We start from the raw sequence: 22,357 nt of genomic DNA, 5'->3' as shown, positions 1-22,357 counted from the left end.
CTCTCCTTATGCTTCAACCTGACGCGCAAGATCCGCTTCTGGGCTCTTTTGCTGTTCAAAGTGGTAACGGCCAGTCTTCAGGCTGCTTGGGCCTTTACGAGCAAACTTAACCATCAGGTAAACTTCAGCGATCAGGAACACGGTGTACAGTGCAACGATGGCAACCAATGAAGTAATGATTTCGTACGCTGGCAGGTTAGATGCCGCCATGTGTACAGGCAGGATTTCACCAACCGCCCACGGCTGACGACCGTATTCCGCAACGAACCAACCTGCTTCAGATGCAATCCAAGGCAGAGGAATCGCGAACAGTGCCATTTTCAGAACCCAAGGCTTTTCGTCGATCTTCTGACGACACGTTTGGTAGAACGCCATACCGAAGATGAACAGCATTGCAAAGCCACACGCAACCATGATGCGGAAGCTCCAGAACAGCGGTGCAACTTGCGGGATAGAATCTTTAGCCGCTTGCTTGATTTGTGCTTCCGTTGCGTCAACAACGTTTGGCGTGTGCTCTTTCAGCAGCAGGCCGTAACCCAAATCTTTCTTAACCGCGTCAAATTCAGCCAGTGTTTCTGGTGTTTTGTCGCCGTTACGCAGTTTTTCTAGCAGTTCGTAAGCAATCATACCGTTACGGATACGTACTTCGTGCTCATCAACCAGATCGCGAAGACCCGTTACTTCCTTGTCGAAAGAACGCGTCGCGATGATACCCATTACGTAAGGGATCTTGATGGCGTAGTCGGTTTCCATGGTTTCTTGGTTCGGGAAGCCGAACAAAGTGAATGCTGCAGGTGCTGGCTCTGTGTGCCATTCTGCTTCAATTGCTGCCAGTTTAACTTTCTGAACGTCGCCCAGCTCATAGCCAGATTCGTCACCCAGAACGATAGTAGACAGGATGCCCGCGATACCGAATGATGCTGCGATAGCAAATGAACGGCGTGCAAACGCGATGTCACGGCCTTTCAGCAGGTAGTAAGCACTGATACCCAGGACGAACATTGCGCCTGTGGTGTAGCCCGCAGCAACAGTGTGAACGAATTTCACTTGAGCAACTGGGTTAAGTACAACTTCAGCAAAGCTCACCATTTCCATTCGCATGCTTTCGAAGTTGAACTCTGCACCTACTGGGTTTTGCATCCAACCGTTTGCGACCAGAATCCAAAGCGCAGAAAAGTTAGAACCGATAGCTGTCAACCAAGTAACAGCAAGGTGTTGACGCTTGGACAGGCGATCCCAACCAAAGAAGAACATACCAACAAGGGTCGATTCTAGGAAGAATGCCATTAATGCTTCGATTGCCAGAGGCGCACCGAAGATATCACCAACGTAGTGAGAGTAGTACGCCCAGTTTGTACCAAACTGGAACTCCATCGTCAGGCCTGTAGCAACACCCAGCGCGAAGTTAATACCGAACAGCTTACCCCAGAACTTAGTCATGTCCTTGTAGATTTGCTTGTCGGTCATTACATACAACGACTCCATGATAGCCAGAAGAAAGGCCATACCCAGAGTCAATGGGACAAATAGGAAGTGATACATCGCGGTGAGAGCAAATTGGAACCGCGATAGATCCACAATATCAGTTAACATGGTAACTCCTTCATCGTCAGGCTGACTGACGCACGACATTTTCATGTCGTTAAGTAAATGCTTAAACACATGCGAGGCTTGCCAGCCGCGCTTTACCGAGCTTCCTTACGGGAGCTGTGTGAACAACTCCCCCTTATTATGTTGCACTTTTGTGCCGCACTCGTTAGGATTTTGTTAAGCAACTCCTAATATAGTGACAGCTAATACTAAACATTCTGGCAACCGTCTTCAAAGCATTTGGCCCTCAGAGACATTGATTGCTGTCAAAATAATCAATTTCAGCAGCCCCTTATTTTATCTGTCCTTGAGCGTCATCATCTTTTTCGACGATTTCAAGAGCTAGACGAGAAATGGAAAGCGTGCTTGTGCGCACATGACGAATCGCTGTGAGTAACACAGTTGCAACAGGGCAGATGTAAAAAAGGCCAACATAATGTTGGCCTTAGAATCTTGGTCGGTTGTTCGTTTATTCAGGCAAATCGAAGCCGAAATGCAGGTACGCGCGCTGGCTGGCAATACGTCCACGCGGCGTGCGTTGCAGATAGCCTTGCTGAATCAGATACGGCTCAATAACGTCTTCGATGGTGTCTTTCGCTTCACCAATCGCCGCGGCTAGGTTATCCAACCCGACTGGGCCACCGTCAAACTTCTCGATAATCGCAGTCAGAAGCTTGCGGTCCATGTAGTCAAAGCCTTGGTTGTCCACATCCAGCATATCCAATGCTTTTGATGCAACATCGGCATTGATATGACCATCGGCTTTGACTTCCGCATAGTCGCGAACTCGACGAAGCAGTCGGTTTGCAATACGCGGTGTGCCACGCGCTCGGCGGGCAATCTCAAACGCCCCTTCTTCTTCCATGTCCAAGTTCAGACAATTAGCAGAGCGCTGAACAATGCCTTTCAGATCGGCAATGTTGTAGTACTCAAGGCGCTGAGTGATACCAAAACGGTCGCGCAATGGTGATGTCAGAGAGCCCGCACGTGTGGTTGCACCAATCAAGGTAAACGGTGGCAAATCGATTTTAATCGAGCGCGCAGCGGGGCCTTCACCGATCATGATATCCAGTTGGTAGTCTTCCATCGCTGGATACAGTACTTCTTCGACCACTGGGCTCAGGCGGTGGATTTCATCGATAAACAACACATCATGAGGTTCAAGGTTGGTCAGCAGTGCCGCTAAGTCCCCGGCTTTTTCAAGCACAGGGCCTGATGTAGTGCGAATGTTCACTTCCATTTCATTGGCAACGATATTTGCCAAGGTGGTTTTACCCAAACCCGGAGGCCAAAGATCAACAAGTGATCCAGTGCTTCTTCACGTTTACGCGCCGCATGGATAAAAATCTCCATCTGACTACGTACATGATCCTGACCTTGATAATCTGCCAGCAGCTTCGGACGAATAGCACGATCAATGACATCATCTTCGCGGCTAGGTGGCACAGACCCCATCAGTCGGTCGGCTTCAATCATCTATATTGCTCCATTACACCATCGAACGCAGTGCATCACGGATAATGGCTTCACTCTTCATGCCATCCTGAGCAACTTGCTTAACCACTTTCTCTGCTTGGGCTGCTTTGTAGCCCAATGCGATAAGCGCACTGATCGCCTCGTCTTTCGGATCGGTCGATGCCGCCACAATAGTGTCAGTGCTTGATGCGCGACGCGCTGCGGCGTCTGCATGAGGGGTAAACAGGTCAAACGCATGCCAGTTTTTCAGGCGGTCACGCATTTCAATAACCAGTCGCTCTGCCGTTTTCTTGCCCACACCCGGAATTTTCACCAGTGTTGACACATCTTCACGCTCAACACTGTCGACAAATTGGGTGGCGGTCATACCGGACAGAATCGCAAGACCCAGTTTAGGACCTACGCCATTGGCTTTGATGACTTCGCGGAACAAGGCACGTTCAACCGTGGTGTTAAAGCCGTAAAGAAGCTGAGCGTCTTCACGAACAACAAAATGGGTGTAAACAATTGCTTCTTCACCCACTTCTGGGAGTTCGTAAAAACAGCTCATTGGCATACTGACTTCGTAGCCAACGCCGTTTACTTCAAGAAGAATCTCAGGTGGTTGCTTTTCAAGCAAAATTCCGCGTAATCGGCCAATCACAATAGAAACTCGGTATTCTGGTTACAATTGCCGTTAGGATAATGAACAACTGGATAGATATCCAGTTTTAATCCGAATTGGGTATCAGAATTGGGCATACGATCAGATAAGGTTTACCCATTTCATTGAAAGCTTGATGATTAATGCCAACAGGCTGACGGCCCCTACCCCGAGGAGCCACAGCCCAATAAACCAGAGTCCTGATCGTAGCGATTTATTCATGATAGCCCTCGTCTGCCCTCACCTTGCCGCGGAACACCCAATAAGAGTATGCCGAGTAAGCGACGATGATAGGCAAGAGGAACGCCGCTCCTGCGAACAGGAATTTGAGGCTGTTTTCTGGCGCAGCCGCCTCCCACAAGGTGATCGCTCTTGGCACCATGTACGGGAAGATACTGATTGCGAACCCAGAAAAGGCCATCAGGTAAATGACCAACGTCCACAAATACGCCGCGAGTGCTTTTTCAGCCACTAACGAATGCCAAAGTCGATAAGCGGCAAATGCGGAGGTAATAGGAATCAGGAAGAACACTGCCGCATTCGGGAAGGTGAACCAGCGTGCCGCGATTTCCGGTGAGATAAAGGGTAGCCAAACACTCACCAAACCAATGGCAGCGAGGAACAGGAGTGTCAGTCGCTTACACTTCGCAAACAGCTTTTCTTCAATCGGGCCGGAGGTTTTGATCAGTAACCAACACCCGCCCAGCAGTGTATAGCCGATGGTCACGGCGATACCGCAGAAAATGGAAAAGGGCGTCAGCCAGTCAAACCAACCGCCCGCGTATTGCCTATCAGCCACCTCAATTCCCTGAAGCAAGGTACCCAAAATCATGCCCTGGGAAAAGGTTGCTACCATCGAGCCGCCTGCAAACGACCAATCCCATAGGTATCGCCCTTTCTTTGTTCGATAGCGGTACTCAAATGCTACGCCACGAAATATCAGCCAATCAACATCGCGATAATGGGGGCATAAACCGCAGGCATGATAACGGAGTAAGCCAATGGGAAGACGGCGAACAGCCCGCCGCCGCCCAATACTAGCCAAGTCTCGTTCCCATCCCAAATGGGTGCGATGGAGTTCATCGCAGCATCTTTTTCGTCATCGTTTAGCGATGGAAAGAGGATCCCTACGCCAAGGTCAAAGCCATCCAAAATAACGTACGCGAGAACCGCAATGGCAATGAGAACCGCCCAAATCAATGCATAATCCATTACGATTCTCCTTTGCTCGGTGTTGCGTCATCCACATCGTGTCCTGCATTACCATGCGAGAGACGCGTCACCACGCGGCTGTCCAAATCCTGCTCGTATTTCGTTGGCGATTTGCGCATGAGCTTGAGGATGTAATAGATACCGGCACCAAAAATCGCGAAATAGACGACGACAAACACGGCAAGCGACGTACCCACTGCCGCTGCATCTATCGGTGACACCGAATCTACCGTTCGCAAGTGGCCATAAACCGTATACGGTTGTCGGCCAACTTCTGTTGTTACCCAGCCCGCCAAAATAGCGACAAATCCGCACGGCGCGCACCATGTACAAATTTTGAGGAACCACGGGGTTTCATACAGCGTTTTCTTGTGCCGCAACCAAAGCGACGTCAAACCAATCGCCAGCATCAAGAAGCCAATGGCGACCATGATGCGGAAACTCCAAAACACAATCGCGACAGGTGGCCTGTCTTCTGGCGGCACGCTGTCTAGCCCTTTGATTTCACCGTCGATAGAATGGGTAAGAATGATGCTGCCAAGGTAGGGAATCGCCACCTTGTAGTCGACGGTTTCTGTCTCTTCGTTTGGCATACCGAACAAGATCAGCGGCGCACCTTTTTGAGTCTCAAAGTGCCCTTCCATTGCCGCCACTTTCATCGGCTGATGCTCAAGGGTATTCAGACCGTGCATGTCGCCCGCCACGATTTGGATAGGCGTCACCAACAAGGCCATCCACATCCCCATCGACAGGCTGATGCGGGCAAGTTCGTTGTGAGGCGCGCGCAGCAAATGCCATGCGCCGACACCCGCAACCATGAAGGCTGTGGTCAGATAGGCAGCGATGACCATATGGACAAGGCGGTAAAGGAAGGAAGGGTTAAACACCACTTCAAACCAATCGGTGACAATGAACTGGCCTTCTTCGTTGTAGGAAAAACCAGCGGGCGTTTGCATCCAACTGTTCACCGAGAGAATCCACGTCGCTGAGAGCAAGGTACCAAAAGCAACCACCGCAACCGCCAGAAAATGCAGCTTTTCCCCTACTCGTTCACGACCAAACAACATGATGCCAAGAAAACCCGCTTCGAGGAAAAACGCGGTTAGCACTTCGTAACCCATCAAAGGTCCAAGTACCGGTCCTGTTTTATCAGAGAATACGCCCCAATTGGTGCCGAATTGGTAGCTCATGACGATGCCACTCACGACCCCCATACCGAAAGTGACGGCAAAAATTTTGGTCCAATATTTCGAGAGTTCGAGGTACTGATGCTGTCGCGTCTTCAAGTGCAACGCTTCTAGCACGGTAATGTAGCTGGCAAGCCCAATAGAGAACGCCGGAAAGATGATGTGAAATGAAACGGTAAACGCAAACTGGATTCGGGCGAGATCGACTGCTAGTTCTGACATCCTTGCCTCCGCATGGCGCATCAGTTTAGAGAAGTAACGAGCTATTTCTAACTGTATCAACGCAGTGTAGACGCAATGCGATCACATATACCAAAGTTCTAGCACGATAATTACCCGTTAAGGGTCACCTCATTTTAACTATCTGAATGAATACAAAAAGAAAAGCGGGCACTCGGCCCGCTTTTTAAATTCTTAGTGAATCTAAGTTTTACATGATGCTGCCAAGTGACACCAGCAGACCTGCAATCGTACCGCTCATCAAGTTTGCAAGGATAGCGGCCAAAAGCGCACGCACACCAATCTTGTTGAACTCTTTACGACGGCCAGGAGACATTGCGCTCAGACCACCGATAACCATTGCCAATGAACCGATGTTAGCAAAACCACACAGTGCAAAGATGATGATTGCTTGGGTTTTCTCAGACAGCGCGTCAGCCACATCCAAGAAGCTCACGTATGCCACGAATTCATTGATAACGATTTTCTGACCAATCAGAGATGCCGCTGTCACCGCTTCATCCCATGGCACACCCAACAGGAATGCCAGAGGTGACAACAGGTAGCCCAGAATCAACTGAACGGTGATGCCTTCAAAGCCTACCAGACCCGCCAGTGCGCCAACGATACCGTTCAGCAGTGCGGTCAGTGCCACGAATGAAATCAGCAGTGCAGTTACACATGCCACTTGCTGCAGACCGATCATCGAACCTTGCGTGATCGCATCCAGCAGTGTTTCTGGCTCGTCATCGTTGGCTTCAACGGTCGCTTCAATGGTTTTCTTCGGCTCGTCTACTTCAGGGCACAGCAGTTTTGCGAACAGCAGACCAGCAGGCGCGGTCATGAAACATGCGGTCAGAATGTATTTCACATCGATACCCAGATTGATGTAACCAATCATGGTACCGCCTGCAACAGATGCTAGGCCACCTGCCATGACAGCAAACAGCTCAGAACGTGTCATGGTGTGAACAAAAGGACGAACCAGAGACGGTGCTTCAATTGGGCCAACAAAGATGTTTGCCGTCGCTGACATAGATTCCGCGTGGCTGGTACCCAGCACTTTTTTCAGTGCACCACCGATAACGGCAATCACTTTCTGCATGATTTTCAGATAGTAAAGCACAGAGATCAGCGCAGAAATAAAGATAACAACACACAGCACGTTGATAACGAACACGAAACCAACTTTGTATTTCGCCAAGTCGCCGAAGGTAAATGCCAGACCGTCATTTGCGTAGTTAATGACGCTGCCAACACCATCCGCGATGGTTTGAAGCATTGCTTGACCAAACGGAACGTACATAACAAACACACCAAACGCGACTTGAATAGCAAGCGCGCCACCAACGGTGCGGATATTAATTTTTTTGCGATTGTCTGAAAGTAGTACGGCGATAGCAATCAGGGATGCCATGCCGATAAGGCTCATGATGATGCTCATAAACTGGGTGATCTCTAGTGGGCAAAAAGCGTTAATCTAGCGAGTTTGTCGCTGCCGAGCGTGTTGTAACGTCGGCAGGATTTGAAAAGAAGGACACTTGTCCTTTTCGGTCACTTAGCGCTCAAAAGTGACCGAAAAAAGTGAGAAATTGAGAGAATCGTCATTAAAACGAAAACGTTTGCAGGAAACCGTTTGCGGTTAGCCCGCATCTAGCTCGTTTTTCAGTGCGTCGAGCTTGGCAATGCGGTAAGTGCTGCGTTTTTTATCCACCACACCTTCATCGACCAAGTCTTTTACCACGCGGCGGAACGCCCTAGTGGTAGCCCCCAACTCACCCGCGTGTTGATCGGTTTTAAATTCAAACCAACCGTCATTCGCTTCGGCCGATTTATTTAGCATCACACGGATAATATTAAACCGAAGCGTGTAGAGAATATTGCTCAATGTATGACCAATGGATTCTTCGTATCTTCCCGTTACCAATTGCAGGAAATGAAGTGCCATTTCCGGCTGTTGAGCGACAGCTTCCAACAATTTTGTGCGACTAATTTGATAGCCGTTTGCGTCATTCAGTGCCGTGACACTGAAGACATAGCGTCCTTCTGGTCGAAATACTTCCATTTCTCCAAGAACGCCGGTGAATCCTCGTTGTGAATTCACGATATAACGTTTACCTGCCGGCGTCAGATACGACACAGAAAAATCACAATTGTTCACCAAAAACAATTGGTTAGCTATTTCACCCTGAACAAGGAATGTATCGCCTTTATGAATTTTAAAAGGTCGACAAAAAGGTTGGTCTAATAAAGATTGAAATAGCGAAGTTTGAGCCTGAAGAGACATACCATCACGTCTTAGTAAAACCATGTAAGACTCGTTTCCGTGAGTCGCCCAAAGGCAAAGCTCCGTTTTGTGGCATGGAAGCGGTTGTTAACGGACAAGTGTCCTTTTTTCGGAGTGCACAACACCCTAAAGTGAGCGCGTCACAACATTATCCTTTAGGAGCTAAAATGGCAACTCCACACATTAATGCTAACCCAGGTGATTTCGCAGAAACGATTCTGATGCCGGGTGACCCGCAGCGTGCTAAGTACATTGCTGAGAACTTTTTGGAAGACGCAGTACAAGTGACTGACGTTCGCGGCATGCTGGGCTTCACCGGTTTCTACAAAGGCAAGAAACTGTCTGTTATGGGTCACGGCATGGGTGCGCCATCAGCTTCTATCTACGTTCACGAGCTGATCAACCACTACGGCATCAAAAACCTGATCCGCATCGGTAGCTGTGGTGCAATCCACGACGACGTTAAGTTGATGGATCTGGTTATCGCAATGGGTGCATCGACGGATTCTAAGATGAACCGTACTCGTCTGCGCGACCACGACTTCGCAGCGTTGGCGAACTACGACATGTTGCGTACCGCTGTTGACGTAGCAAAAGAAAAAGAACTGTCTGTGAAGGTAGGTAACGTGTTCTCTTCTGACATGTTCTACCGTCCGGATGAAGACTTCTACCCACTTCTGGCAAAATACGGCGTTTACGGCGTAGAGATGGAAGTGAGCGCATTCTATAGCTTGGCGGCTGAGTTCGGTGTTCGCGCTCTGGCTATCTGCACCGTGACTGACCACATTATCCGTCACGAAGGCCTGAGTGCTGAAGACCGTGTTACGACTCTGAATGACATGATTGGTCTGGCTCTGGATACAGCAGTTTCTCTATAAACAAAAATACCCAAGCCAGTATTGGGAAACACAACATCAAGTTCAAGGCAGGGTCTCCCCTGCCTTTTTTCATTTTACAGAATGCAATGCTTAGCGAAATCGCCGGCTTCACTGGCCGTCCAATCGCCTTTCGGTTTTTCCTTCATATCATTGCACCACTCGTCACTGCCTACGGTTGGTGAACAACCCGCAATAAACAGCATCATCAAGATTGTTGCGCATAGCTTTTTCATTTTACTTCCTTGCTTTTTCTTCAATCGGTGTGAGACACCTTTCCTGACCACTTTCGACGGACTCAAGCCACAAATACGTGCCGTTTTCTCTTATTTAAACGGCATCGCTAAGGTGTGCAGCATCAGAAGCCACCAGCTGCAATGAGGCAAACTCACGATACAGCGGGCTGGTTTCCATCAACTCTCGGTGTGTCCCTGTCGCAACAATATTGCCTTTATCCAACACCAAGATTCGATCAGCATTCACAACAGTTGCGAGCCTGTGCGCAATCACAAGGGAGGTTTTACTGTTCATCAAGGCATCCAGCGCATGTTTCACATGGTGCTCACTCACGGCATCTAGCGCACTTGTCGCTTCATCAAGCAGTAATACCGGACGGTCTGCCAATATGGCTCGTGCAATCGAAATACGTTGCTTTTGGCCGCCAGATAAACGCACGCCACGCTCGCCCAATTCCGTGTGATAGCCTTCTGGGAATTCAGAAATAAAATCGTGCGCAGACGCTGCCTGACACGCGCGCATCACTTCTTCAATCGACGCGTCAGGTTTCCCGTATCTGACGTTCTCCAACACACTAGTCGCAAAAATCACAGACTCTTGCGGCACCAGTGCAAACTGTTCACGCAAACGCTCCAAAGTCAGTTGTTTAATCGGCGCGTAATCAATGCGTATTTCGCCGCTTTGCACATCAAAGAAACGCTGAAGGAGCGCAAACACCGAGCTTTTACCTGCTCCACTCGGCCCGACTAATGCAACGCGCTCGCCGGCTTTGATCGAAAATGACAACGAGGTAAACACAGGCTGGCTGCCATCGCCCGGATACGCAAAGCACACATCATCAAACACCAAATCACCTTTACCATGTTCGGGAAAAGCAATGGGTGAAACTGTCTCTTCGATGTCCGGTTGCATGTCTGACAGCTCTATCAAGCGCTCTGTCGCGCCTGCCGCGCGCTGAATATCACCAATCACTTCACTGATTGTTGCAACCCCACCCGCAACCAAAAGTGCGTAAAACATAAAGGCAGATAACTCACCCGCAGAGAGTGAACCATCAAGCACATTCAGTGCGCCGACCCAAGTCACGAGAATAATGGCCACTATGCTTAGAAGTACGACTGATGCCATCAAGGTCGCTCGGTATCGAATACGTAGCTTTGCTGCGTCCATCACCGTTTCGACGCGAGACTGGAAAACCGACGCTTCTGTTTTTTCATGGTTGTAGGATTGCACGGTGCGTATTTCGTGAAGGGTTTCATCCACGTGCGCGCCTAAATCAGCGACTTTATCTTGGCTCACACGCGCAAGTTTTCGCACTCGTCGACCCAGCACACCAATCGGCACCAGCACAACAGGCACAGCAAGCAGCACAAGCGCAGTGAGTTTAACGCTGGTGATCCCCATCATCACCAGACCGCCAATCACAGACACGGCTGAACGCAGTGCCATCGACAAACTCGATCCAACAACGGTCTGAAGCAAAGTGGTATCCGCCGTAAAACGGCTAATCACTTCACCCGTTCTTTCTTTGGCGTAAAAGGACGGCGTGAGTAATAGAAGCTGGTGGTAAACACGAATGCGGATATCTGCACTCACGCGCTCACCAAGCAGCTCATGAGGTAAAAGCGGCAAAAAGTCGCGATGCCGCTGACAAAGGTAATCGCGAGGATCACCAGAACGATTTGGTTTAACTCAGACGCATTACCAGACAGAAAGCCCTCATCAACCACCAGCCTCACACCTTGGCCTAGCGCGAGCCAACTCAGAGACCCTAGAAAAAGGAAAAATACCGCCGCGAGTACGCGATTCTTATAGGGTTTGAGAAACGATGACACCCAAGCCAGAATTGACCGAGTATTGTGATGTTGGGGTTTGTGGGCTTCTGACACAAAATCGTCCTAGTAAAACAAACATTGGCTTACAACGTTTTACACTAATTTTATACCCAGACAACCTGAAGATGCAGAATTCAGCGACCACTTATCGCTTGAGTCGATACGCCAACACAATTTTCTCTATTCTGTTTCCATCAAACCAATAAACAATGCCATTAACGCGATCAACGGCGTTATCGCCCAAGATGTCTTTCTTCAGCACACGTTCTACCCTCTTCCGATTATCACCAATCTTCAGGTAGTTCCTGTCCTTGTAATTACGATCATAAATAATGATGGAGCGAACTTTACCGTCACTTTTATTCACCGCAGCATCAAATTTACGATAGCGAAACAGGGTAAATTTTTCCTTTTTCACCACGCGTTGTGGCTTTCCGTGGAAGTGTCTGAGAGAACGTTCTGTGGAGGAACCTACTTTGATGTTTTTGTAGGTTGAGTCGTAGTGCATGTAATCTGCGGCGAACACATTCCCTGTGTTCACTATCAGCGCGAGCATCATGCTCAAAATATAACGCATCGGTGTTCCTCACCTGAGTTGCCATTTTCGTGTGGCCCTCATATTAGGGCTACAACGCCAATTGCAACATTCCCGACAAGGAACACCAAACACATCGCTAACTCGCGGAAGACATCTCTATTTATTAAGCAATCACTTGCATAATTTAAATATAAAACTTGAAGGTGCTCGAATCATGCATGGTCAATACGTCACGCTTAATCGACTTCTTCTCTGTCGCCTCGGCGAGTTTGATAAAGCAAAAATGCGGCTGACAGCCAAACCAAACACGCCATAACGAACAAGGTACCGCCGTCATTACCTACCACTTGTCCCGCCGCATCAAAGGCAGGCTGAGCAACGCCAATCGGCGTAAACAAGTGGAAGAAAATCGCACCCGTCATGGTCCCGATTGCCAGTAAAGCACCAAATGCATGGAATCGTGTAAACAGTAAAACAGAAGCAATCAGTTCGGTGACGCCCACCATATACGCGCCATATTGACCAAACCATGCAAGCCCCGACCACTCACCTAGGGTGCCAAAAATAAACTCTGTTTCTGGCGAGCCAGAAAATTTAAAAAACAGCGATTGTATAAAAACAAACGCTATAAACGCACTTAGTCCCCATTTGACGTATTTCATCGTTTCCCCGTTCAAAATATTGATTTCCCTTTAACAACCATAGAAAAGAACGGAGATTTCTCTAATCGCTTTCAAACAATTATTGAGACAGCACCAATGAAAAAGGCACCGTTTTGATGCCTTTTGGGATCTACCCGTTTAGTACATCGGGTTGCCGTTTTTACTTTCTTTGGGTACTTCCTGAATCGAATCCCAGTGTTCGACGATTTTGCCATTTTCGTCAAAACGTAAGAAATCCATGGTGACGTATTGAATATCACCCGGCCACGTTTGAATGGTGTGCAAAGCCACGAGATCCCCTTGCGCAATCGCGCGAACAAACTCGATGCTTTTATCAGGGTAATCACGCTGCATTTCATCAAAGTAATCAATAAAAGCCTGTACACCATCACCAACCAAAGGGTTATGCTGAATGTACATGTCGCCCACGTATTTTTCCGCGGCCTTTGCTGGCTCACCTAAATAGGCAGTGCGGTAAAAATCTATCGCGTTTTTCTTCATCTGTTCCAAATCTAGACTCATTGCTCTTCCCTTTTCTGCACTGACTTTTTCATACCAGACTTCGGTTCATTTGCAGTCTGACATAGACCCAGCCCCGGTTTTCTCTTAGTAGTGAGATGACGATGATTCAAAAAGTGTAGGAAAAATTTGGCGTATCAAATAACGGAAAACAGAGAAAGAAAAAGCAGCCCTGAGGCTGCTTTAGTAAGACAGTTTACTTATCGGTAACGCCCGCGACGAGCCCCTTTGGCCTGCCCCCGCCATTGCCACCAATGTGTGATTGGTGTGGGCATGACAGATTGCAACTGCCAAGCATCCGCCGCATCGGCTTGCGGTGTGGCTGGGAGTTTCAGCATATGCACAACCATCGCTTGCACTTGCTTCTTGTCCGCGCTGCCTTTGCCGACCACCGCTTGCTTAATCAAACGTGCTGCGTACTCGCTCACTGGCAAGCCCGCATTCACCGCAGCAACAATCGCACTGCCACGCGCCTGACCTAGCTTTAGTGCTGAGTCTGCATTTCGCGCCATAAACACCTGCTCGATGGCAAAGGTATCTGGCTGAAACTGGGTGATGACTTCGCTGACACCGGCAAAGATTTGGCCAAGCTTACCCGCCAAATCTTCTGAGTCTGTACGAATACAACCACTGCCGAGATATTCAAGGTGACGACCTTGATGACGGATCACGCCATATCCTGTGATCCGAGAGCCGGGATCGATCCCGAGAATGATCGCCATCGAGGATTATTCCAGCGTCGCCGCTACCTCATCAGAGATATCGCCGTTGTGGTATACCTCTTGAACATCATCCAAGTCTTCCAGTGCATCAATCAGGCGCAGCAATTTAGGTGCTGTGCTTGCGTCCAAATCGGCTTTCGTTGATGGCACCAGCGTCACTTCTGCGTTCTGCGCTTCGAAACCAGCCGCGTCCAGCGCATCTTTTACTGAGCCGAAGTCTTCCGGTGTGGTGTAAACGTCGATAGATGCGTCATCGTTGGTTTCAACGTCATCTGCGCCACCTTCCAGTGCCGCTTCCATCACTGCGTCTTCATCCAGGCCTGGCGCGTAAGAAATCACACCTTTCTTGTCGAACAGGTAGCTTACACAGCCATCAGTGCCTAGGTTGCCCCCTGCTTTAGAAAACGCGTGACGCACACCAGATACCGTGCGGTTACGGTTGTCCGTCATACACTCAACGATAACTGCCGTGCCACCTGGACCGTAACCTTCATAGATAACGGTTTCCATGTTCTCGTCGCCTTCACCGCCTGCACCACGAGTTACCGCGCGGTTTACCGTATCACGCGTCATGTTGTTTGACAGTGCTTTATCAATGGCAGCACGCAGACGAGGGTTGTTTTCTGGTTCTGGACCACCTTCTTTCGCTGCCACTGTGATTTCGCGGATCAGCTTGGTGAAAATCTTGCCGCGCTTTGCATCTTGCGCCGCTTTACGGTGTTTGATATTGGCGAATTTACTATGACCTGCCATTCTCTATATCTCCTGTATCAGCAGCCGACACACCGCTGAGTTTGTTACTTTAATCTTGGCTTTATAGCAAAACAGAGCTGGCTTGTTTGAGACGACACCCATATCTGATTCAATACAGCCCAAAATTTTCTCGATTTTAGAAACAAATAAGGCCAGATAATCTGGCCTTATTTTTCTTAAAGAATGTCGACTTACGCGTCGTTTTCTTCTTTCTTCGCTGCCGCAGAGATGGTCAGAGCCAGCTCTTCCAGTGCCGCAGGGTTTGCTTCGCTTGGTGCATCTGTCAGCAGACACGCAGCCGCAGTCGTTTTCGGGAACGCGATAACATCACGGATGTTCTCGGTGCCACACAGCAGCATAACCAGACGGTCAAGACCGAATGCCAGACCTGCGTGTGGTGGCGTACCGTACTTCAGTGCTTCAAGCAGGAAGCCGAATTTGATTTTTTGCTCTTCAGCTTCGATACCCAGTAGGTCGAATACTGCAGTTTGCATTTCTGGGTTGTGGATACGAACAGAACCACCGCCCACTTCGTAACCGTTCAGAACCATGTCGTACGCGTTAGAGTTAACGGCAGCAGGGTTTGCTTTCAGCTCTTCTGGCGATACGTTCAGTGGAGACGTGAATGGGTGGTGCATCGCATGCAGGTTACCTTCGTCGTCTTCTTCGAACATTGGGAAATCAACAACCCACAGTGGTGCCCACTTGTTGGTGTCAGTCAAACCCATATCCGTACCCAGCTTCAGACGCAGTGCGCCCATTGCTTCGGTAACCACTTTCTTGCTGTCAGCACCGAACAGGATGATGTCGCCAGTCTCTGCGCCAGTGCGCTCAAGAATACCGTTAACTACTTCTTCGTTCAGGAACTTAGCAACAGGAGACTGAATGCCTTCCATGCCAGCTGCACGGTCGTTTACTTTCACCCATGCCAGACCTTTCGCGCCGTAGATACCGACGAACTTGGTGTAGTCGTCGATTTGCTTACGAGAAAGTTCAGCACCGCCTGGTACGCGGATTACCGCTACACGGCCTTTAGGATCGTTTGCTGGGCCAGAGAAGACTTTGAATTCAACGTCTTTCAGCAGGTCTGCAACGTCAACCATTTCCAGCGGGTTACGCAGGTCTGGTTTGTCAGAACCGAAACGACGCATCGCTTCTTCGAACGTCATTTGTGGGAAGTCGCCCAGATCGACGTTCAGCAGCTCTTGCCACATGTCACGAACCATCTTCTCAGTCACTTCACGCACTTGCTCTGCGGTCATGAAAGAAGTTTCGATATCGATTTGGGTGAATTCTGGCTGACGGTCTGCACGCAGGTCTTCGTCACGGAAACATTTAACGATTTGGTAGTAACGATCGAAGCCAGACATCATCAGTAGCTGTTTGAACAGCTGAGGAGACTGAGGCAGAGCGTAGAAGCTGCCTTTGTGAACACGGCTTGGTACCAAGTAGTCACGTGCACCTTCTGGTGTCGCTTTGGTCAGTACTGGGGTTTCGATGTCCAGGAAGCCATTTTCGTCCAGGAAACGGCGAACGAAGCTAGACGCTTTCGCACGTAGTTTGATGCGGTCGCTCATTTCAGGACGACGCAGATCCAGGTAACGGTGCTTCAGACGCTGTTCTTCAGAGTTGTTTTGGTTGAAGTCCAGTGGAAGTGGCGCAGCACGGTTGATGATTTCAACGCCGCGAGCCAGCACTTCTACTTCACCTGTTGCCATACCTTTGTTGATTTGGCTGTCAGGACGTAGACGTACTTCACCCGTGATTTTGATACAGAATTCGTTACGCAGTTGGTTAGCAACCTCGAAGATATCTTTCATATCCGGGTCTACAACTACCTGAACGACACCCTCACGGTCACGCATATCGATGAAGATAAGACCGCCTAAATCGCGACGACGGTTAACCCAGCCGCATAGTTCTACAGTTTGCCCTGCTAGGGCTTTGTTCAGGTGACCACAATATTGGGTGCGCATATGAATTTCCCGATCTGTTACTAACTGTCCTTTTACGTCCGTAAACGTAAAGTGTCGAATGTAGGTTTGCAGACATGTCTGCGAACTTCCGCTGATTGAGAACAAACAGCCAAAGTCTGAATATTTCAAAAAGACGGAGCATTATAAAGGAAAATTTAACGTTGCGGTAAATCGTAGCCCGCCGATTGGGAGAATTCGTCGCAATCGCGCAAAAAACAGCCAACTCAACAACATCAAATCGTGGGTTTGACCTTTTGGAAGCTCTCAAGCCACAATAAGCGCGACCACAACCATAAGGACATGATGTTGCAAACGCCCCTCTCCCAACTTTCCACACCACCGCTTCGCCTCGGCATGACGCAATGGTCACACAATGCTTGGCAACGCGAGTTTTATCCTGCGGGCACAAAATCGGGTGAGCGTTTAGCGCGATACGCTGAAGTGTTTAACACAGTTGAGGGCAACACAACCTTTTATGCCAGTCCGTCGCATGCCACGGTTGCCAATTGGAAAGCAGCCACCAGCGACAACTTCAGTTTCACCTTCAAGTTTCCACAACCCATCACGCATCAAATGATGTTGCGTCACTCCGATGCCATGGTGTCTGAATTCATCACCCTGATGCAGCCGTTGCACGAGCGCATAGGGCTTTGGAAAATCCAACTTCCCGCGGCGTTTGGGCCAGAGAACTTAGGGGATTTGCAGCGTTTTCTCTCCTCAATGCCACGCGCGTTTAAGGTCGGCATTGAGGTTCGCCATCCCGCCTTTTTTGCCAAAGGCGAGGAAGAAAAAGCCCTGAATGCGATGTTGATAGAGGCAGGTGCAAACCGAATCATTATGGACAGTCGCCCTGTGTTTGCCGTGCCGCCTGACACCGATGCATTGCTTGATGCTCAGCAGAAAAAGCCCAAAGTGCCAGTGCATGCTATTTCGACGGCAGAAACCCCGATGGTACGATTTATCGGCGATCCAACACTTGCGCGTAACGATCACTTCTTTGCCAATTGGATTCGCAAGATCCCCGTATGGATCCATGAAGGGAAAACGCCGTATTTGATGATCCACACAGCCAACAACGATCAGGCTCCGCAGCTTGCTGTGCATTTCTATGAGCAGCTACAAAAGCACATTACACTGCCGCCGCTGGCTCCTCTAAAACCAGAAGATCCAAGCGACGGGCAAATGGCGTTGCTTTAAGGTTTATTGGGAATACCTAGAAGTAATAACTCACTTCTGCTTCGAGGAAGTCGTCTTTTCTCAACGCGTAGATAGGGTCGGACGCATCGTTAGAATCAAATAGCCATCCTGTGACGGTCCAACTCCAGTCGTTGGAGAATCGACCGCTTGATTCCAATCGAATGGTTTTAGAATCTGCGTCGTCCAAATCCACCGTGCCACCCAACAAAAACTCGGTGCCATCCAAATCATTCAACACCCAGCGAAGCCCCGCGAACACATCGTTTTGCCCTGCAACAGGTACGTCTTCGCCTCGGCTGTCATAAAGGTATTCGACCAAAAACCCTAAATCGGTAATGCCCTCATTCACACCCACATAGGTGTACTCAAAACCACCTGTAAACGCAGTATTGGTGTCCAAGCTATAACGACGGATTGCTTCCGCTTTCCAAAGCCAATCCCCGTATATTGCCTGCACATCCACGCCTATTTGCGTCATCAACGCATAGTAAGGGGCGATGTTGTTTGAGAGATCATTAATAAAGTAAGGATCTCGGTTGGTGCCGTGGAAACCGCTTAAACCAATATCCCATTCTTCATACGTCACCGCGTAACGTGCAGCAAGGTCGGGATAGAACGCTTCATGACGAGATTCGTACTGCGCATCTGTATCGCCAAGGCCGGGAAACGCCAGTCGACCGTCTTCGCTTGCGAAAGTACGCTCTCTGAAATATGGCAGAAGGTAAACATCCAGCAGGCTGTCATCAAACTCCCAGCCAACACTTACCATAGGCTGTCCGAGTTTCACTTCACCGTCCACTGCTTCAACCGCATCGGTTTGGTTAATCACATCGACCAAATGCTGAGATTCCGTTACCCCCCAAAACACAATGCCGACACCAAAACGAACTTCGTAATTGTCCTGATAATGCATTAACAACGCTTCGCGCACGTCTCCATGAGTGCGGTCATCGTCCAGCGAATCCCAGCGGAAGAACGGGGAAAACACAAAGCTCGTGTTTCCCTCATCAGATTCCCAATACAGTTCAGGCTCAATCGCGATTGACGTTTGGCTTTTGTCTTGTCCTTGGGCTCCCGTTTCTGCAAATTGTCGCTGCTGGATCGAGAGCTCACCTTCAACGTCAAACAACTCATTGGCGGTTAAAGGCAGCGCGGTCAATGCCAGCGCAGCCCCTAATACTGCTGACTTCATTCAGCCCTCCTAGCGTGCACGTTTCAGGCTGGATTTCGAGAAGTCTTTCTCTTCCAAGCCCGTGTTAAACGCCAGTTTGCTTGTCGTCAGCGTCGTGACTTTGCCAGTCTGGTGGTTTTGCATCACCATTTCATGTGCGCGCCAGTATTGGTTAAGATACTGCTGGTAATCTTCAAACGTCAGCGTCTTTAGCAAGGTATCTCGGCGGTCGTAAAACTCGACTTTCAGCGGACGATAATGTTCCTTATCCAGCCACACCTTTTGACGCGTGTAACCTGAGTATTTGTCGGTAGGAATTTGCTCGACGAGGTAGCTGTCCACGCCAGCAAACTGCTCATCGCCTAAATAATTGAAGCTGTACTTTTCAAGCTCAAACGAGCTCAAGTCTTCGTAAGCAAACTCGCTGCCCATGAAAGGGCCTGACTTGTTGCGCGACGCGATACGTTTAACGCGCTTTAGTGCCGGTAAATAAAGCCACTGATCGTCAGGGCCTTCAACGTGTGAATAGTTCAGGAATACGGTTCCGCGCACATCACGCGGCTCGTCAAAGATGGTGAGCCCTTTGTCACCATCATCGGCAATTTCAAGGGTATTGATGCGAAGCTTACGCTGGCTGGTATCACCTGCTGCGTTTTGAAGCACCATGGTAAGCTCAGACACAGTGTCACCCCACCCTTCATCGCGCTGCTTGCGCTCTTTTGCGATTTCTAATCCACGCACTTCATCTGCAGCCAATGGAAGAGAGACACTTGTCAGGCTCAACGCAACAACCACAGCCTGTGAAATCTTCTTAATCATGCTCATTGTTCACTCCTTGAATATTATTGTGCGGTCTGTGTAACCAGTTCTTCTGATTCACGAGCATAAGGTTTACGGTCAGCCACCAGCAGCACGGCAGGCAGCAAGATGAAGTCGACAATCAGGGCGATGAAAATCACCATCGCACTCAACATGCCCATGTCTGCGTTCAAGCGGAAAACCGAGGTTGCCAGCACACTGAAGCCTGCCACCAAGACCACAGTGGTGATCCAAAGTGCACGACCTACAGTGCTGAAGGCATAGCGAATACCTTCTTCCACATTGCGACCTTGCAAGCGGGCGTAGCGGTATTTCGACAGGAAGTGCACGGTGTCATCGACAACGATACCGAGCGTCAGGGTGATAACGATGGAAAGCCCAAGGTTAATCTCGCCAGAGACCACCGCCCAGATACCAAAGCCGATAATGGCGGGCACCAAGTTCGGCACCAGACTGATTGCGCCAAGACGCCATGAGCGAAGTGCAAACACCAACAGACCAGAAATAAGCACCAAGGCAATTGGTAAGGTTTTCAACATGCTAGCCATGTTGGTTTCACCAATGTGCGCAAACATCAGGTTCGGACCAGAGGACACCATCTCGTACTGTGAGGCATTTGCAGCAAACCAAGCGTCCATGCGTTCTTCGAGTTCAATCAGATCCACACTGCCGAGGTTATCGATGGTCAGTAAAAGCTTCACTGCAGATTTGTCGATGTTCACTTCATTGTTCAGATCCAAGCCGTAAGGCAAAGACATCTCGTACAACAGCAGATATTGCGCCGCGAGTTCAGGATCGGTTGGCAGGCGATAGAAAGATTCATCATCACCGTGCATGTTCTTGTTCAGGCGTTTGAAGGTATCGGTAATCGACGCCACGTGGTCCACTTCCGGCTGAACACGAAGCCAGGAGGTAAAGTCATCCACGGATTTCAGAAAATCAGGATGTGTGATGCCCTGAGGCGCACCGGACTTGATTGAAATACTGATCGCCGTGGTACCACTGATGTTTTCTTCCATAAAGTCAGCGGCCTGACGGAAGGTATTCTCTGGCCCGAAGTATTCCACAGAGTTGTCATTCACTTGGTTTTGCACCATGAGTGACGCAGTCACGGCAACGACAACCACGCTCAGCGGTAGGATAAGCTTGTGACGTTCAATCACAGTATCCGCTACCCAAGCCATGATTTTGCTACTGCCCGTTTTGGCAGGTTTGACCTTCATTGGCATCAGTTTCAGCATCGCTGGCAACAAAGTCACTGACAGGAAGAACGCAATCATTACACCAACAGCAGCAAGATTACCCATATCACGCAGTACCGGAGAATCCGACGCATTCATCATCAAGAAACCGAAAGCCGTCGTCACAGATGTGATCAGTAGTGCAAGGAAGTTCACCTTTAGCGCATAGCTGATAGCTGCTGATTTATCTTTGCCTTCACGCAACGCATGCACATAGGAGGTTATAACGTGTACACAGTCCGCGACGGCAAGTGTCATGATCAATGTCGGAACGTTCACCGTGCCGTTGTTCAGGTAGTGCCCTACCCAACCAAGCAGTCCCATGGTGCTGATGATAGTAAGCACTATTACCGTTAACGTCGCCGCCACGAATTTCCAAGAACGCAGCATTAAGCCTAAGAACACCAAAATTATGAAGAACATCATCGGCACCAGCGTGTTGCCATCTTCCATTGCAGCCGCGGCAAACGCTTTATTCATTGCAATGATGCCACCGAGATGGAACTCGACGTTCGGGTATTCCGCCCCTGCTTTCGCAAGCAAACTGTCAGTAAAGGCGGCTATTTCGTTAACTTGAATCGTCTGGTCGCCGTCTGGCAGTTGGAAAGTGATCGTCACTACGGACACACTGCCGTCTTGAGAAATCGCGGAGTTCACCAGTCGCGGTTCATTGAGCGCTACGTCGCGGATATAAGCGATTCGCGCGTTATCCAGTGCGATGTATTCCGCCGCCAAGTCTTCCACTAATAGGTCGTCATACTCGGCAGAGGTGTGCTGGTAATTAGTGATTGAGTCAACGCGACTGGCATATGGTGTTTGCCACGCTTCATTGGTCAGGAACTGCAAGAGGGATAGTTTTCTTGCGTAAACACATCGCCATTTTTTGGGGCTACGACAATCGCAAGGGTGTCGGTTTTGTTGAAGGTGGCTTCGAGCTCTTTGAACGCTTGAAGCTGCGGGTTGCCTTCATCAAAGAAGATTTGGTAGTCGCCACGAAAGTAAAGCTTGGACGCGCCGAACGCTGCTAATAGCGATATAAAAACACTTAAGAATAAGAACAACCAAGGCCTTGCCGTTGGCCATTGGGATAAATCACGTTTCATCACACTCTCCATTTGTGACGATCCGTCATAAACTCTGATTAAAAAAACCAGCATGGCTGGTTTACTGCTTCCCTGACAGACGCTGTGAATTTGAC

General features: G+C 49.3%; 17 protein-coding genes and 4 pseudogenes. 2 read left to right on the top strand and 19 right to left on the bottom strand.

Translation table 11 applies throughout. The annotated features are described in order from the left end of the window. Positions 1–6 precede the first annotated feature (6 nt). The 7 genes and pseudogenes from cydA to ATN88_RS14020 form a co-directional block, all read right to left on the bottom strand. Positions 7–1,593 (bottom strand): cytochrome ubiquinol oxidase subunit I, encoded by a 1,587-nt coding sequence (gene cydA / locus ATN88_RS14050; RefSeq protein ID WP_067417015.1) that lies wholly within the window; start codon positions 1,591–1,593, stop codon positions 7–9. Positions 1,594–2,059: 466 nt separating this feature from the next. Beyond that, positions 2,060–3,066, bottom strand: a pseudogene (gene ruvB / locus ATN88_RS14045) (Holliday junction branch migration DNA helicase RuvB). Positions 3,067–3,079: 13 nt separating this feature from the next. After that, positions 3,080–3,709 carry a Holliday junction branch migration protein RuvA gene (ruvA, locus tag ATN88_RS14040; RefSeq protein ID WP_067417012.1) on the bottom strand — a complete coding sequence of 210 codons (630 nt, stop codon included), beginning with the start codon at positions 3,707–3,709 and terminating at the stop codon, positions 3,080–3,082. 214 nt (positions 3,710–3,923) lie between these two features. Beyond that, positions 3,924–4,921: pseudogene (cydB, locus tag ATN88_RS14035) on the bottom strand (cytochrome d ubiquinol oxidase subunit II). Further along, positions 4,921–6,330 carry a cytochrome ubiquinol oxidase subunit I gene (locus tag ATN88_RS14030; RefSeq protein WP_067417009.1) on the bottom strand — a complete coding sequence of 470 codons (1,410 nt, stop codon included), beginning with the start codon at positions 6,328–6,330 and terminating at the stop codon, positions 4,921–4,923. Before ATN88_RS14030 ends, cydB begins: the two are co-directional and overlap by 1 nt. 208 nt (positions 6,331–6,538) lie before the next feature. Beyond that, on the bottom strand, positions 6,539–7,771 hold the full coding sequence (locus tag ATN88_RS14025) for a NupC/NupG family nucleoside CNT transporter (protein ID WP_067417006.1): 1,233 nt from the start codon (positions 7,769–7,771) through the stop codon (positions 6,539–6,541). 198 nt (positions 7,772–7,969) lie between these two features. Next, complete coding sequence (locus ATN88_RS14020) at positions 7,970–8,614, bottom strand: Crp/Fnr family transcriptional regulator (protein ID WP_232313269.1); 645 nt, start codon at positions 8,612–8,614, stop codon at positions 7,970–7,972. A 167-nt stretch (positions 8,615–8,781) separates the two neighbouring features. On the opposite strand from ATN88_RS14020, the gene deoD reads away from it, so the two are divergent. Further along, positions 8,782–9,492, top strand: coding sequence for a purine-nucleoside phosphorylase (gene deoD / locus ATN88_RS14015; protein ID WP_067417000.1), 711 nt, complete (start codon positions 8,782–8,784; stop codon positions 9,490–9,492). A gap of 74 nt (positions 9,493–9,566) precedes the next feature. Here the strand turns inward: deoD and ATN88_RS25560 are convergent, their stop codons facing one another. From ATN88_RS25560 to aspS, 9 genes and pseudogenes are all read right to left on the bottom strand, one after another. After that, positions 9,567–9,698 carry a DUF3012 domain-containing protein gene (locus ATN88_RS25560; RefSeq protein ID WP_408607710.1) on the bottom strand — a complete coding sequence of 44 codons (132 nt, stop codon included), beginning with the start codon at positions 9,696–9,698 and terminating at the stop codon, positions 9,567–9,569. Positions 9,699–9,819: 121 nt separating this feature from the next. Further along, positions 9,820–11,322 carry an ABC transporter transmembrane domain-containing protein gene (locus ATN88_RS14010; protein ID WP_232313214.1) on the bottom strand — a complete coding sequence of 501 codons (1,503 nt, stop codon included), beginning with the start codon at positions 11,320–11,322 and terminating at the stop codon, positions 9,820–9,822. Continuing rightward, on the bottom strand, positions 11,319–11,615 hold the full coding sequence (locus ATN88_RS27425; RefSeq protein WP_232313212.1) for a 6TM ABC transporter family protein: 297 nt from the start codon (positions 11,613–11,615) through the stop codon (positions 11,319–11,321). Before ATN88_RS27425 ends, ATN88_RS14010 begins: the two co-directional genes overlap by 4 nt. Positions 11,616–11,706: 91 nt before the next feature. Beyond that, positions 11,707–12,138 carry a hypothetical protein gene (locus ATN88_RS14005; RefSeq protein ID WP_067416997.1) on the bottom strand — a complete coding sequence of 144 codons (432 nt, stop codon included), beginning with the start codon at positions 12,136–12,138 and terminating at the stop codon, positions 11,707–11,709. 197 nt (positions 12,139–12,335) lie between these two features. After that, complete coding sequence (locus ATN88_RS14000) at positions 12,336–12,761, bottom strand: hypothetical protein (RefSeq protein ID WP_067416994.1); 426 nt, start codon at positions 12,759–12,761, stop codon at positions 12,336–12,338. A gap of 138 nt (positions 12,762–12,899) precedes the next feature. Continuing rightward, a complete protein-coding gene (locus ATN88_RS13995) occupies positions 12,900–13,283 on the bottom strand; it encodes a nuclear transport factor 2 family protein (RefSeq protein ID WP_067416991.1) in 384 nt (127 codons plus the stop codon). A gap of 197 nt (positions 13,284–13,480) precedes the next feature. Further along, positions 13,481–14,002, bottom strand: a pseudogene (gene ruvC, locus ATN88_RS13990) (crossover junction endodeoxyribonuclease RuvC). A 6-nt stretch (positions 14,003–14,008) separates the two neighbouring features. After that, positions 14,009–14,755 (bottom strand): YebC/PmpR family DNA-binding transcriptional regulator, encoded by a 747-nt coding sequence (locus ATN88_RS13985; protein ID WP_067416988.1) that lies wholly within the window; start codon positions 14,753–14,755, stop codon positions 14,009–14,011. A gap of 191 nt (positions 14,756–14,946) precedes the next feature. Further along, a complete protein-coding gene (gene aspS, locus ATN88_RS13980) occupies positions 14,947–16,731 on the bottom strand; it encodes an aspartate--tRNA ligase (protein WP_067416985.1) in 1,785 nt (594 codons plus the stop codon). Between the two features lie 303 nt (positions 16,732–17,034). Between aspS and ATN88_RS13975 the strand changes: the two genes are divergently transcribed. Continuing rightward, positions 17,035–17,928 carry a DUF72 domain-containing protein gene (locus ATN88_RS13975; protein WP_067417586.1) on the top strand — a complete coding sequence of 298 codons (894 nt, stop codon included), beginning with the start codon at positions 17,035–17,037 and terminating at the stop codon, positions 17,926–17,928. A gap of 16 nt (positions 17,929–17,944) precedes the next feature. On the opposite strand, the gene ATN88_RS13970 is transcribed toward ATN88_RS13975, so the two are convergent. The 3 genes and pseudogenes from ATN88_RS13970 to ATN88_RS13960 all read right to left on the bottom strand — a co-directional run bounded on the left by ATN88_RS13970 (position 17,945) and on the right by ATN88_RS13960 (position 22,274). Then, positions 17,945–19,120: a hypothetical protein gene (locus tag ATN88_RS13970; RefSeq protein WP_067416981.1), complete on the bottom strand. Its 1,176-nt coding sequence runs from the start codon at positions 19,118–19,120 to the stop codon at positions 17,945–17,947. 9 nt (positions 19,121–19,129) lie between these two features. Then, positions 19,130–19,924 carry an outer membrane lipoprotein-sorting protein gene (locus tag ATN88_RS13965; RefSeq protein WP_067416978.1) on the bottom strand — a complete coding sequence of 265 codons (795 nt, stop codon included), beginning with the start codon at positions 19,922–19,924 and terminating at the stop codon, positions 19,130–19,132. Between the two features lie 17 nt (positions 19,925–19,941). Then, positions 19,942–22,274: pseudogene (locus tag ATN88_RS13960) on the bottom strand (efflux RND transporter permease subunit). Positions 22,275–22,357 lie beyond the last annotated feature (83 nt).

The sequence above is a fragment of the Enterovibrio coralii genome, assembly GCF_001559595.1.
Taxonomy (GTDB): domain Bacteria; phylum Pseudomonadota; class Gammaproteobacteria; order Enterobacterales; family Vibrionaceae; genus Enterovibrio; species Enterovibrio coralii.
The sequence above is the reverse complement of the archived record's forward strand: the minus strand, read 5'-3'. Positions and strand labels throughout refer to the sequence as shown.

What these genes read in the sequence shown, in the direction of transcription:
- cydA (WP_067417015.1), bottom strand. Translation starts at nt 1,593, where the DNA reads ATGTTAACTGATATTGTGGATCTATCGCGGTTCCAATTTGCTCTCACC.
- ATN88_RS14030 (WP_067417009.1), bottom strand. Translation starts at nt 6,330, where the DNA reads ATGTCAGAACTAGCAGTCGATCTCGCCCGAATCCAGTTTGCGTTTACC.
- ATN88_RS14025 (WP_067417006.1), bottom strand. Translation starts at nt 7,771, where the DNA reads ATGAGCATCATCATGAGCCTTATCGGCATGGCATCCCTGATTGCTATC.
- ATN88_RS14020 (WP_232313269.1), bottom strand. Translation starts at nt 8,614, where the DNA reads ATGTCTCTTCAGGCTCAAACTTCGCTATTTCAATCTTTATTAGACCAA.
- deoD (WP_067417000.1), top strand. Translation starts at nt 8,782, where the DNA reads ATGGCAACTCCACACATTAATGCTAACCCAGGTGATTTCGCAGAAACG.
- ATN88_RS25560 (WP_408607710.1), bottom strand. Translation starts at nt 9,698, where the DNA reads ATGATGCTGTTTATTGCGGGTTGTTCACCAACCGTAGGCAGTGACGAG.
- ATN88_RS14005 (WP_067416997.1), bottom strand. Translation starts at nt 12,138, where the DNA reads ATGCGTTATATTTTGAGCATGATGCTCGCGCTGATAGTGAACACAGGG.
- ATN88_RS14000 (WP_067416994.1), bottom strand. Translation starts at nt 12,761, where the DNA reads ATGAAATACGTCAAATGGGGACTAAGTGCGTTTATAGCGTTTGTTTTT.
- ATN88_RS13995 (WP_067416991.1), bottom strand. Translation starts at nt 13,283, where the DNA reads ATGAGTCTAGATTTGGAACAGATGAAGAAAAACGCGATAGATTTTTAC.
- ATN88_RS13985 (WP_067416988.1), bottom strand. Translation starts at nt 14,755, where the DNA reads ATGGCAGGTCATAGTAAATTCGCCAATATCAAACACCGTAAAGCGGCG.
- aspS (WP_067416985.1), bottom strand. Translation starts at nt 16,731, where the DNA reads ATGCGCACCCAATATTGTGGTCACCTGAACAAAGCCCTAGCAGGGCAA.
- ATN88_RS13975 (WP_067417586.1), top strand. Translation starts at nt 17,035, where the DNA reads ATGTTGCAAACGCCCCTCTCCCAACTTTCCACACCACCGCTTCGCCTC.
- ATN88_RS13970 (WP_067416981.1), bottom strand. Translation starts at nt 19,120, where the DNA reads ATGAAGTCAGCAGTATTAGGGGCTGCGCTGGCATTGACCGCGCTGCCT.
- ATN88_RS13965 (WP_067416978.1), bottom strand. Translation starts at nt 19,924, where the DNA reads ATGAGCATGATTAAGAAGATTTCACAGGCTGTGGTTGTTGCGTTGAGC.